Annotated in this window: 10 protein-coding genes; 9 read left to right on the forward strand and 1 reads right to left on the reverse strand. The window is 68.8% G+C overall.

Annotated elements, in window-relative coordinates; all coding sequences use genetic code 11:
- Nucleotides 1–137: 137 nt before the first annotated feature.
- The 9 genes from KEG57_RS27025 (at nt 138) to KEG57_RS27065 (ending at nt 9,558) form a co-directional block, all read left to right on the forward strand.
- The gene (locus tag KEG57_RS27025; protein WP_272425290.1) at nt 138–1,478 is read left to right on the forward strand and encodes a dihydroorotase; all 1,341 of its coding nucleotides are present in this window, start codon (nt 138–140) and stop codon (nt 1,476–1,478) included.
- Nucleotides 1,475–2,602 (forward strand): glutamine-hydrolyzing carbamoyl-phosphate synthase small subunit, encoded by a 1,128-nt coding sequence (gene carA, locus KEG57_RS27030; RefSeq protein ID WP_272425289.1) that lies wholly within the window; start codon nt 1,475–1,477, stop codon nt 2,600–2,602. Before KEG57_RS27025 ends, carA begins: the two co-directional genes overlap by 4 nt.
- A 265-nt stretch (nt 2,603–2,867) precedes the next feature.
- On the forward strand, nt 2,868–4,301 hold the full coding sequence (rimO, locus tag KEG57_RS27035; RefSeq protein ID WP_272425288.1) for a 30S ribosomal protein S12 methylthiotransferase RimO: 1,434 nt from the start codon (nt 2,868–2,870) through the stop codon (nt 4,299–4,301).
- Between the two features lie 71 nt (nt 4,302–4,372).
- Nucleotides 4,373–4,780, forward strand: coding sequence for a hypothetical protein (locus KEG57_RS27040; RefSeq protein ID WP_272425287.1), 408 nt, complete (start codon nt 4,373–4,375; stop codon nt 4,778–4,780).
- Between the two features lie 144 nt (nt 4,781–4,924).
- A complete protein-coding gene (locus tag KEG57_RS27045; protein ID WP_276074226.1) occupies nt 4,925–6,427 on the forward strand; it encodes a sigma-54-dependent transcriptional regulator in 1,503 nt (500 codons plus the stop codon).
- A gap of 60 nt (nt 6,428–6,487) precedes the next feature.
- Nucleotides 6,488–7,177, forward strand: coding sequence for a type IV pilin protein (locus KEG57_RS27050; RefSeq protein WP_272425285.1), 690 nt, complete (start codon nt 6,488–6,490; stop codon nt 7,175–7,177).
- Nucleotides 7,178–7,327: 150 nt separating this feature from the next.
- Nucleotides 7,328–7,954 carry a type IV pilin protein gene (locus tag KEG57_RS27055; RefSeq protein WP_272425284.1) on the forward strand — a complete coding sequence of 209 codons (627 nt, stop codon included), beginning with the start codon at nt 7,328–7,330 and terminating at the stop codon, nt 7,952–7,954.
- 183 nt (nt 7,955–8,137) lie between these two features.
- Nucleotides 8,138–8,632, forward strand: a complete 495-nt coding sequence (locus KEG57_RS27060; protein ID WP_272425283.1) for a hypothetical protein — start codon at nt 8,138–8,140, stop codon at nt 8,630–8,632.
- Nucleotides 8,632–9,558 carry a hypothetical protein gene (locus KEG57_RS27065; RefSeq protein WP_272425282.1) on the forward strand — a complete coding sequence of 309 codons (927 nt, stop codon included), beginning with the start codon at nt 8,632–8,634 and terminating at the stop codon, nt 9,556–9,558. The genes KEG57_RS27060 and KEG57_RS27065 overlap by 1 nt, the downstream gene beginning before the upstream one ends.
- A gap of 472 nt (nt 9,559–10,030) precedes the next feature.
- Here the strand turns inward: KEG57_RS27065 and KEG57_RS27070 are convergent, their stop codons facing one another.
- The gene (locus tag KEG57_RS27070; RefSeq protein ID WP_272425281.1) at nt 10,031–12,181 is read right to left on the reverse strand and encodes a PEGA domain-containing protein; all 2,151 of its coding nucleotides are present in this window, start codon (nt 12,179–12,181) and stop codon (nt 10,031–10,033) included.
- Between the last annotated feature and the right edge of the window lie 133 nt (nt 12,182–12,314).

Consider the following 12,314-nt stretch of genomic DNA (forward strand, 5'->3'; position numbering starts at 1 on the left):
CTCGCCACGCTTTCCGATTTCCCCGACGGACAAGCCGGCGCCGCCTTTCCCCGGACAGCGACGCGATCGCGCAAGCCTCGTGGGCAGGCTCGCTGCTTTGCGAGCCCCCTCCGCGCAAAAATGCTAGAGGGCGGGCGATGCTCGGTCTCCAGAGAAAGGACGGCCTGCTCGTCATCACCGCCGTGCGCGCGGTGGATCCAGGCGCGAACCTCGACGCGATCGTGGACATCGTCGTCGAGGGCGGAACCATCACGCGCATCGGCGCGGGCGCCGCGACGAAGGAGATCCTCGCTTCCGAGCGAGCGCGCGTGCTCTCCGGCGAAGGGCTCCTGCTCGTCCCGGCCTTCGTGGATCTGCACGCCCACCTGCGCGAGCCGGGCCAGGAGTACAAGGAAGACATCGCGTCCGGCCTCGCCGCCGCGGCCGCGGGCGGCTTCGCGCATGTCTGCGCCATGCCGAACACGCGTCCCGTCAACGACACGCGCAGCATCACGGAGGCGATGGTCGCGAAGGCGCGCGCGATCGAGGGCCCCGCGCTGCACCCGATCGGCGCGATCACCCTCGGCCAGAAGGGCGCCGAGCTCGTCGAGATGGCCGACCTCAAGGACGCGGGCGCCGTCGCCGTCTCCGACGACGGCCGCTGCGTCACGTCGAGCGCCGTCATGCGCCGCGCCCTCGAGTACGCCGCGAACTTCGACCTCCCCGTCATCCAGCACGCCGAGGATCACGCGCTCACCGAGGGCGCGCTCATGCACGAGGGCGCCGTCTCCACGCGGCTCGGCCTGCGCGGCTGGCCCCGCGTCGCCGAGGACATCATCGTCGCCCGGGACGTCCTGCTCGCCGAAGTTACGGGCGCGAAATATCACGTCGCCCACATCTCCTCCCGCGGCGCCGTTCGCATCCTTCGCGAGGCCAAAGCGCGCGGCATCCGCGTCACCGCCGAGGTCACGCCGCACCACCTCACGCTCACGGACGCCTCGGTGATCGGCTACGACACGGCTTGCAAAGTGAACCCGCCGCTGCGCGAGCCGGAGGACGTCGCCGCGCTCTGCGAGGCCCTCGCCGACGGCACGATCGACTGCGTGGCGACCGACCACGCGCCGCACTCCTCGCTGGAGAAGGACTGCGAGTTCGCCGAGGCCTCGCCCGGCATGATCGGCCTCGAGCTCGTGGTCCCGCTGCTCCTCGCCCGCGTGCGCGAGGGCGCGCTCCCGCTCGCGCGCCTGATCGATTCGCTCACGGCCGCGCCCTCGCGCATCGTGGGCCTTTCGGCGCCGACGCTGCGCGAGGGCGCGCTCGCCGAGCTTTGCCTCGTGAACCCCGAGAAGCGCTGGACCGTGGATCCGGCGCGCCTCCGGTCGAAGAGCAAGAACACTCCTTTCCTCGGCAAGTCCGTCACGGGCTCGGTCGAGCTCACCATGGCTGCGGGCCGCGTCGTGCACGACGTACTGGCCCAGGGAGAAGCACAAGCACGATGAGCGGCGAGCGCGCATATCTCTGCCTCGCGGACGGCACCACGTTCGAGGGCGTCGCCTGGGGCGCGCCTGGCATCGCCACGGGCGAGGTCGTCTTCACGACGGGCATGACCGGCTACCAGGAGGTCCTCACGGATCCCTCGTACTGCGGGCAGATCGTCACGATGACGGCCCCGCAGATCGGCAACACGGGCATCAACCGCGAGGACGACGAGAGCATCACCGGCGCGCCGCACGTCGCGGGTTTCCTCGTGCGCGACCTCTCCCCCGTCGCCGCGAACTTCCGCGCGAACGAGACGCTCGACGCCTACCTCGCGCGGCACGGCATCGTGGCCCTCGCGGGCATCGACACGCGCCTGCTCACGCGCACGCTCCGCGATCGTGGATCGCAGAACGGCGCGATCGGCAAGGCCTCGCCGGAAGAGCTCATCCGCCGCGCCCGCGAGGCGCCGTCGATGGAAGGCCTCGACCTCGCCCAGCGCGTCACGCCGAAAGAGCCCTACGTCTGGACCGAGGGCTCGGGCGCCTTCGGCACGAAGGTCCCTGGTGCGCACGCGACGAACAAGCACGTCGTCTGCGTCGACCTCGGCATCAAGCGCAACATCCTGCGCTCGCTCGTCGATGTCGGCTGCCGCGTCACGGTCTTGCCTGCGAAGACGACCGCTGCCGAGATCCTCGACCTCGCGCCCGACGGCGTCTTCGTCTCGAACGGCCCTGGCGATCCCGCAGCCGTCTCCTACGCGATCGACACCGTGCGCGGGCTCGTCGGGAAAAAGCCGCTCTTCGGGATCTGCCTCGGCCACCAGATCCTCGCGCTCGCCATGGGCGGCCGCACGTACAAGCTCAAGTTCGGCCACCGCGGCATCAACCAGCCGGTGAAGGACCTCGACACCGGCCGCATCGAGATCACCACGCAGAACCACGGCTTTGCGGTTGATCTTGCCTCCCTCGAGGGCAAGGCGCGCACGACGCACGTGCACCTCAACGACGGCACGAGCGAGGGCCTCGACCTCCCCGGCCTCTCGGCGTTCTCGGTCCAGTACCACCCCGAGGCTGCCGCCGGCCCGCACGACGCGCTCTACCTCTTCCAGCGCTTCGTCGCCCGCATGGAGGAAGCCAAGCCCTAACCGAGACCTCCCCCCATCCGGCAGCAAGAAGCGCCGCGAACGCCTCGAAGCTAGGGAGGGCGACGCAGGAATACAGGCAGTATTCCGAGGAGCCCGACCGACGATTCGAGGCGTGCAGCAAGCTTCTCCGAGCCAGCAGAGAGCGTCGGGCTGTTGGGGTGGGAGGAGGGAGGGTGCTGGCACCCCGTGCCCGTTGGAAAAACACGGGCCCCGACGCTCTCTGCGGCTCTGCCGTGTCAAGCTCCGACCTCCCAGGATTGTTCCCATGTCCGGCAAGAAGATTCATTTCGTCTCCCTCGGCTGCCCGAAGAACCGCGTCGACTCCGAGGTCATGCTCGGCGTGGCGCGACGCGCTGGTTACGACCACGTCCCCGCCCCCGAGGACGCGGAGGTGATCGTGGTCAACACCTGCGGCTTCATCGGCGAGGCCAAGAAGGAGTCGATCGACGCGATCTTCGAGATGGCGAAGCTCAAGGAGGACGGGCACCTCCAGAAGCTCGTCGTCGCCGGCTGCCTCTCGCAGCGCCACCCCACCGAGATCGCCGACGAGATGCCCGAGGTCGATCACATCCTCGGCTCGAGCGACATGCTCAAGCTCGAGCAGGTTCTCACGGGCAAGGCCGATCGCATGCTCGTCGGCAACCCCGCCGACTGGGTCGTCCGCGCCTCGGATCCCCGCACGATCTCCACGCCCGGCGGCAGCGCCTACGTGAAGATCGCCGAAGGCTGCAATCGTACCTGCTCCTTCTGCGTCATCCCGCAGCTCCGCGGAGGCCAGCGATCGCGCCCCGTCGAGGACGTCGTCGCCGAGGTCGAACAGCTCGTCGCCGCGGGTGTGCGCGAGGTGAACCTCGTCTCGCAAGACACCATCGCCTATGGCCGCGATCTGCCTGCCGGCGCGCGCCCCACGCTCGCCGAGCTCGTGCGTCGCGTCGCGGACGTCCCGGGCCTTCACTGGGCGCGCCTCTTCTACCTCTACCCCGAGACGATCACCGACGAGCTCGTCGAGCTCATCGCGCAGCACCCGCGCGTCGTCCCGTACATCGACATGCCGCTCCAGCACGCGGCCGACGGCATGCTGCGCCGCATGCGCCGCGGCCACGGCGGCGAACGCCTCCGCAAGCTCGTCACGCGCCTGCGCAAGGACATCCCCGACCTCACCTTCCGCACCGCCTTCATCATCGGCCACCCCGGCGAGACCGACGAGGAGTTCAAGGACCTCGTCGACTTCGTCACGTGGGCCGAGTTCGATCGGGTCGGCGTCTTCCGTTACTCCGACGAAGAGTCGTCGCGCAGCGCCGAGATGCCCGACAAGGTGCCGGCGCGCGTCGCCTCGAACCGCTACCGCAAGCTCATGTCGCTGCAGCGGCGCATCGCCCACAAGAAGAACACCGCGCTCATCGGCCGCGAGCTCGAGGTCCTCGTCGAGGGCACGAGCGACGAGCACGAGTTCGTCCAGATGGGCCGCCATCGCGGCCAGGCGCCCGACATCGACGGCCAGGTCTACCTCTCGGGCGGCGAGGCGCGTCCGGGCGAGATCCGCCGCGTGCGCATCACGCAGGCGAGCGACTACGACCTCGTTGGCGAGTTGCTCGACGAAGGCGAAGCGGACCACGCGCCGACGCTCACCGTCGATCTCCCGAAAAAACGCATCAGCCTGCGCGTGTTGCAAACCGACGGGCGCACCATGGCAACGTAGTTGTCTCGGCCTCCCGCGAGGCCGCGTTCATCGCCACGTTTTTCCAGAAGATCCGTTAGGTTTCGCGGGGCATGCGTCGTGCACCGGGCGCCCGCGTGATGGGTCGCCGCTCCTTGCTCCGGTGTTTCGCAGCCGCCTTCCTCGTGGCGCTCCCGGGTTGCCTGAGCCCGACCCTCCCCCTCCCTCCGCCCGAGCCGCCCGACTTCATCTCTCCGCAGGCGGCGGCGCCGGGCCTGTGGACCATCTCCGGCGCATGCCTCGAAGGCGCCATCGTCATCGTCTTCAACGAGCGAACGGGCGAGGGCGCGGTCGTCGAGGATCGCGACCGCGACGGCCGATACGAGGTCCAGATCGCGGCCGATCTCTGCGACCTCGCCTGGGTCGCGCAGGACCTCGGCGAGGACGAGAGCGCACGCACCACCTTCGTCGTCCAGGATCTCACCCCGTCCGGCCCGGCGGATCCGTCCGCCTGCAAATGAAGTGACAGTGCCCTGACCTGGCGCGGCGCGTCTGCTCACGACGCGCGCGCGCCGGAGGCTGGGCCACGCGTTTCTCGGCGGAGAACGCCTGCGAGATTCTGCGCGCCCGACGAGCGGCATGATAATTTCTGCAGGATGGCCTCCATGCCGCTCAGTGTTCCGCCGACCCCGACGAAGATCCTCGTCATCGATGATGAGCCTGCGCTGCGGCAGGTCCTGGAGATCGCCTTTCGGCGGCACGGGATCGAGGTTGTCGCCGCGCCGGGCGTGCGCGCTGCGATGGAGGCCTTGCAGCAGAACCCGCAGCCCTTCCCGCTCGTGATCACCGACCTCGTGATGCCGGACGGATCGGGCATCGAGGTTCTCACGGCCGCGAAGCAACGATCGGCCGCGACGGAGGTCATCGTGATGACCGCGCATTCGAGCGTGGAGAACGCGCTCGATGCGATGAAGAAGGGCGCGTACGACTTCGTGGGCAAACCTTTCTCGCCGGCGGAGGTCATCGCGCTCGCGCAGAAGGCCCTCGAAAAGAGCAGCATCCTCCTCGAGAACCAGCGCCTCCGCGCGCAGATCTCGCGCCTCGAGCCCGCCGAGAACGACATCTTCGCGAGCCCCGCGATGGGACGTGTCGCCGAGATCGTCGGAAAGATCGCGCCCACGCGCACCACGGTGCTCATCACGGGCGAGAGCGGCACGGGCAAGGAGCGCGTCGCGCGGGCGCTGCACGATCGCAGCGATCGCTCGGGAAAACCTTTCCTCGTGGTCAATTGCGGCGCGCTACCCGAGGCGCTCATGGAGAGCGAGCTCTTCGGCCACGAGAAAGGCGCGTTCACGGGCGCGGGCGCGCGCGCGCTTGGCCTCTTCCGCGAGGCGGAGGGCGGCACGGTCCTGCTCGACGAGGTCGGCGAGCTGCCCGCCTCGCTCCAGGTCAAACTCCTCCGCGTACTCCAGGAGCGCAAGGTGCGGCCCGTGGGCGCCGCGGCCGAAATTCCGGTCGACGTGCGTGTCCTCGCGGCGACGAATCGCGACGTCGAGGCCGACGTTCGGCAGAACAAATTCCGGCAGGACCTCTATTATCGACTCAACGTCATTCGAATCGAGCTACCGCCGTTGCGGGATCGCCCGGGGGACGTGGCGCGGCTCGCCGAGCGATTCGTGCGTCGATTCGCGAACGAGCTCGGCAAGGACGTCCGGGGATTGACGACGGACGCATTACGCGCGCTCGACGCTTACAAGTTTCCCGGCAACGTGCGCGAGCTCGAGAACATGATGGAGCGCGCGGTGGCGCTCGCGTCGGGGCCTGCGATCGGACTCGGCGATTTGCCTGCGCAGGTGAGCGGCCTCTCGGCGAGCCCGGCGCCTCTTCTTTCGGAGCTCCCGCCGGAGGGGTGCGTGCTCGAGGACGTGCTCGGCGAGGTCGAACGGCGCCTCATTCTGCAGGCCCTCGAGCGAAGCGGCGGCGTGCGCAAAGCCGCGGCGAAATTGCTCGGCGTCACGTTCCGCTCGCTGCGCTACCGCCTCGCGAAGCACGGGCTCGACACGGACGCGGCCGACGACGACGACGAGACGGAGGGCTCGATCGTGCCTGCCCAGCCGGCGCCGGCGGGGGGGCGACGAGAATCGTCACCACGCGAAGCCCGCCGGTGACAATTTTGGTCACCGTGCGACGCGAAAGGTACATTCCCCGAGCGTCAAGGATCCACCACGATGAACGAAAATGCCGGAGAAAGCCGCTGGATCGAGGTGGATCGTTCGTTTCTCCGGGTGCGCCTCGGGGCGCGGATCGCGGGTGGCACGAGCCGTGCTTTAACGAAGAACACGATGCAGTTCGGTGAACGACCCAGGAGCTACGCAAAGCGCCGTGGGTTCACGCTCTCCGAGCTGATGATCGTGGTGGCGATGATTGGCGTGCTCGCGGCGATCGCGATGGTCGGGTATCGCCGCTACATCCGAGGCGCTGCGGCGTCGGAGGTGAAGGCCGTCGTCTCCGGGATTCGTGTCGCGGAGGAAGCCTACAGAGCCGAGACGTTTCAGTATCTCGGGTGTACGAAATCGTTCACGCCTTGGTATCCGGCCACGCCGAACGACAAGAAGCGGAATTGGGACAATGGTCAGACGGGCAATGCACTCCACGATTGCTGGATGCAGCTCAATGTGACGACCGACGGCCCGGTGCGCTTCGGTTATGCGGTGGTCGCGGGAATCGCCCCTTCTGAGGGGGTCGCCAACGTGCCGTTTTGCCAAAACTGGGCTACGGCGCACGCGACCGTGAATGGTCCGTGGTTCGTGGTGCAGGCTGCGGGAGACCAGGACGCCGACAACGAATTCTCGCTCTTCGCATCGTCCTCGCTCACGGGCGAGCTCTGCGTCGATCCGAAAAACGGCGACGACGAGTGACGAAGCATCGATTGGGACGTCGGCGATTCGATTTCGTATGAGATCCCAGGATCCGACGAGCATTTTTTGACTCGTCGAGGGGGGATCGACAGATTCGCGGCGAGGTTTGCCGCTCCGAAACATTTCGTCTGCCAGAGGAGGAGGTCCGTCATGCGTGCATTCAAGCGTTACGACAAGCGTGGTTTTACCCTCGTCGAGCTCATGATCGTCGTCGCCATCATCGGCGTCCTCGCGGCGCTCGCGATCTTCGGCGTGAACCGGTACCTGAAGAGCGCCAAGACGAGCGAGGCGAAGAACTCGGTCGGCCGCATCGCCCGCGCCGCCGCCGAGTCGTACGAGCGCGAGAACACGACCTCGCAGCTCCTGCAGCTCGGCCAGGAGTCGAACGTCCCGACGCACTCGCTCTGCGGCACGGCGACGAACTCCGTCCCCCAGGCCGGCGTCCCGGCGGCGAAGAAGTACCAGCCGAACAACAGCGGTGCGGTCGACTTCGCCGGTGGCGACTCGACGAACGGCTGGAAGTGCCTCCGCTTCGAGATCAGCGACCCGATTTACTACCAGTACTCGTACACGAAGGGCAGCGCGCCCGTCGGTCAGCTCGCCACGCCGGCCGGTCCGTCGGTCAGCGGCGCCGAGAGCTTCGAGGCGGCGGCGAAGGGTGATCTCGACGGCGACAGCAGCGAGTACGGCATCTTCACGCTGACCGGCCAGGTCGACAGCACCACGAAGCAGCTCGTTCGCTCGACCCAGGTCTTCATCTCGAACGAGTACGAGTGATCCAAACCTGAAGCGCGCCTCGGGCGCGCCGAACGGACCTCGCCTCCGGGACCCGGGCCGCGCATTGCGGTCCGGGTTTCGTTTTTTATCGAGCATCCTCGCGGAAGCGGCGTGTTTTCCTGGGCCCCGGGGCCGCGCGCTTCTCGGGTGGAAACCGACGCAGCGGCGCGCTAGAAGGGGGGCATGTCGCGATGGAGCGCGCTCGAGCTCAGCGTGGCCTTTGCGATCGGAGGCAGCGTCCTCGCGGTGGCGGTGCCCGCGTTCATCCGCAACCTGCACGCCTCCAAGCTGAGCGAGCCGCTCGACAACCTCGATCGGCTGGTCACACACGCCGTCGCGTACGCAGAGAGCAAGCCGCAGGACATCAGCTTCCCACCGGCCGCGCCGCTCACACCGGCCGAGGTCCCGCGCGGCGTGCGCGTCACGGATCCTCCCGAGATCTGGGAGCACCTCACGTGGCGATCGCTCGACTTCCGCATCGAGGAGCCGCACGCGTTCTCGTTCAAGTTCGAGAGCGAGCTCGATCCGGTAACACGCGTGATGCGGTTCGTCGCGACCGCACACGGTGATCTCGACGGCGACGGCAAGCTGTCGACGTTCCAGGTGCGCGGCGAGCGCGTGCCGGGACAACCTCCGCGCGTCTTGCCCGGCATGTTCGTGGATCGCGAGGTGGAGTGATGCCCGCGCTCTCCGACTACGTCCGGACCGCGATCGTGGTGGGCGTGTCGGCGCTGTGCATCGGATCGGTTCGCGCGCGCGTCGCGGAACAACATGCGCGCGTGAAGGAGACGAGCGACGTGCATCTCTTGCCGCCGCCGAAGGAGGTCGTGACGCTCTCGTTCGGCTACCGCGCAGCGCTCGCGGACGTGCTGTGGGCACACGTGCTCGTCTCGCAGGGGCTGCACACGTTCGAACGTCGGCGCTTCGAGAACGTCGCGGACCTCATCGACACGATCAACGAGCTCGATCCGGAGTTCCGAGATCCATACTTGCTCTCGGACGCGCTCATCACGCTCCAGATCGCGGAGGCCGATCGCGCGGACATCGATCGGACGCGGGCAATCCTCGAACGCGGGACGCGAAATCGGCCGCTCGATCCCGAGGTGTGGAGGACAGCGGGTCAGTTCATCGCGTTCATCGCGCCCGGTACGTACCTGACGGATCCGGAGGAGCGCGCGGCATGGAAGGCCGACGGCGCGCGCATGCTCGCGCGCGCGGCGGAGCTCGGCGGGGATGCGGGTGCCATGGGATGGGCCGCCGTCGCAGGCGCGGGGATCCTGAATCGGCAAGGCGAGCGTGATGCAGCGATCCGTTTGATTCAGCGCACGCTCGCGGTGACGGACGACGAGGAGCTGCGCGAGCGGCTCCAGCAGCAGCTCGCATCCCTCGTCGGCGAGGCGAAGCTCGAAGCGTATCGTCGACGGCAGTCGGAGATGCTCGAGCTCACGCTGCGGGACGTACCGTTCGTCAGCAAGTCGACGCTGTTCGTGCTCGGTCCGCCGTTCGATCCGGCGTACTGCGCGGGCGGCGCGCACGCGAACGATCGGCGCTGCGCGCTCACGTGGCAGGCGTGGGCGAAGGCGAGTTCGGAAGAGCAGCGCTGAGGGGAGTTCCCTCACCCCCATCCCCTCTCCGTGCGAGGGCTGAGCATTGGTCTCATCGCGAGGCGTCGCGCCGGGGCGCTGCCCCGGGCCCCGCGGGGGCTGTTCGCCCCTCGACCCGAACCAGGGCAAGCCCTGGACCGTTCGTGGAAGAACTGCGCATCGCGCAGTTCTTCCAACAGGCCGGTGGCAAGACCAGGAAGGTGCGTTGCACGCTGGCGACGGGCACGTTGCCTGTTGAATCGTCAGCGCCGCGGTCTTGATGGGCAGGGTCGTCGTTGGTCTTGACCTGGCCTGTTCGATGAACTGCGCGTTGCGCAGTTCATCGACCCCGGGTCCAGCGCTTGCGCTGGTCCAGGTCCAGGGGCGGATAGCCCCGGTGGGGCCTGGGGCAAAGCCCCAGCGCAGCGCCTCCCAGATGAGATTAATGCTCAGCTGCGAGGGAGAGGGGAGGAGAGCGAGGTGAGGGGCAGGTTCACTTGAACTTGACGGCGGCCGTCTTCGTCTCGCCGGCCTTCACGGTCACGCTCACCGTCTGCTTGCCCTTGTCGGGGTGGATGAACGTCACCGTGTGCGTACCGGCCGGCACGCTCACGCCGACCTTGGGCGTGCTGCCGAGCGGACGACCGTCGAGGACGACCTTCGAGACCGGGATCGAGTTGATGTTGAGCGTCCCGTTGCCCGTGGCCGGCGCCTTGTCGCCGCCCGACGCTGTCGACGCGGTCGCGGACGTGCCGCTCGACGTCGAGCCGCTCGACGTCGAGCCCGTCGCCGAGCCCGTGTCGGTCGCGGAGCCGCTCGCGGAGCCGCTCGCCGAGCCGCTCGCCGAGCCGCTCGCCACGGCGTCGTTCGTCGGCGCCTTGCCCGGCTCGTAGAGCGCGATGCGGATCGGCTTCTCGGCGAGGCCGTCGTCGAAGGTGAGATCTTGCGAGAAGTCGTCGAGGCCCTTCTTCGTGGCGACGAGCTTCCAGCCGGCCGTGGGATCGAGGTCGATCTTGACGGGCTGGTTCTTCCACTCCTTCTCGGGGATCTTCTTCTCTTCCTTCTTCGCGTTGACCAGCTTGACGGCCGCGCCTTCGGTCGCGAGCTCGAGCACGATCTGCCCGCGCAGCACCTTGAGCTTGATCGGGCCGATCTCCTTCAGCTTGCCGGCCTCGATGTCGACCGTCTGCTCGAGCCTGTCGTAGCGGTCGCCGGCCTCGAACTTGAGCTTGTGCGAGCCGGCCGTGATGTCCTTCAACTCGACCGGGAGCACGCCCTTATCCGTGCCGTCGATCCACACCTTCGTGTTCGGCGTCGCGGCGAGGATCTTCAGGCCCGTCACGTTCGCGCTCGCCGTTGCCGGCGCGGACGACGTCCCGGGCGCAGCGCCGCTGGTCTCGAGCGTGACCATGACGGGCGTCTCTTTGCCGGCCTCGACGACGGCCGAAACCTTCTCGTCCTTGCCGAGGTCCGTGACGATGACACGCACCGTTTTCTCGCCGGGGCCGAGCTCGGCGACCACGCAGGGCGTGGTGTCGCACTTCTTCTGGCCGTCGACGAAGATCTCCGCCTTGCTGATCGACGCGCCCTTCGACTGGATGTCGATCTTCAGCGAGCCCTTCTTCGGCAGGAACATGAAGACCCCGAGGCCGATGACCGCGACGAGCGCGACGGCGCCGAGGATGATGGCGATCTTGCTGCCGCCGGACGACGGCGCGGGCTGCACGCCGGGGATGCCGACCAGATCGGGGCGCGGGCGGATCGCCGTCGCCTCGGAGCGCGCCGTCATCGGCGCTTGCGAGGGCGGCATCGCGGGGACGGGCACCACGCCCGCGGAGGCGAGCGTCGTGGACACGCCGGGCGCCTGAGGCGGCGGCATCGCGGCGCCGGGCGGCAACGTGCCGAGCGTCGGAACCGCGACGGGCGGGGGCAGCGGCGCGGGGCGCGCGGAGCCACCCGAGCCGGAGAGCAGGGCCGCGGCCGCGCTGCTCATGGGAGGCATGCCGGCGGCGGGGCGCGGGCCGGTCGGGTGCGGGTCGCCTTTGCTCGCGTCGAAGACGTGGGTCGACTCTTCCTCGTCGTCCCAGTCCATGTCGACGGCCTTGCCGCCGGGGCCCACCTTCGCGGCGGGGGCTTCACCGGTCGGCGCGCCGGGGGGCGGCGGCAGCGGTACCGGCGCGGCGGCTCCGGGCGGCGGCGGCAGCGGCAGCGAGGAGTTGCCTGCGCCTGGCGGCGGCGGGAGCGGCACCGATGTGGCGGCTCCGGGCGGCGGCGGCAGCGGCACCGACGTGGCGGCTCCGGGCGGCGGCGCGGGGGGCATGGGAAGAGGCACCGACGTGGCGGCTCCCGGCGGCGGCGGCAGCGGGATCGAAGACGCGCCTGCGCCGGGCGGCGGCGGCAGGGGCGTCGCGATCCGCTGCGAGGGTGCCCCTGGCGGAGGGGGCAACGCGCTCGGGGGCGGGGGCAAGGGTCCGCCGCTTCCAGGCGGGGGCGGAAGGGGAACGGGTGCGACCCCGCCGAGCAGCGTGCTCTTGCGGGCAGCTCCCGAAGGGGGCGGCGGCATGAGTCCTGGCGTGGTGCTGCGAGGAGCCTTCTTCGCTAGCCCCTCGAAGACGTCCAGATCGCTGCCCTTATCATCGGCCATGTTCAGCCACTCCTCGACAGAATGCGACGTTACGCCGCGGACGACAGGAAACCCTTTCGCACATCTCGCGCGACGCGAGTAGAGGGTCGATGGGTCTCCGTGTTCGCACCGCGCCCAGGCGGGAAAACCGAGA

Source organism: Polyangium jinanense, from assembly GCF_028435365.1.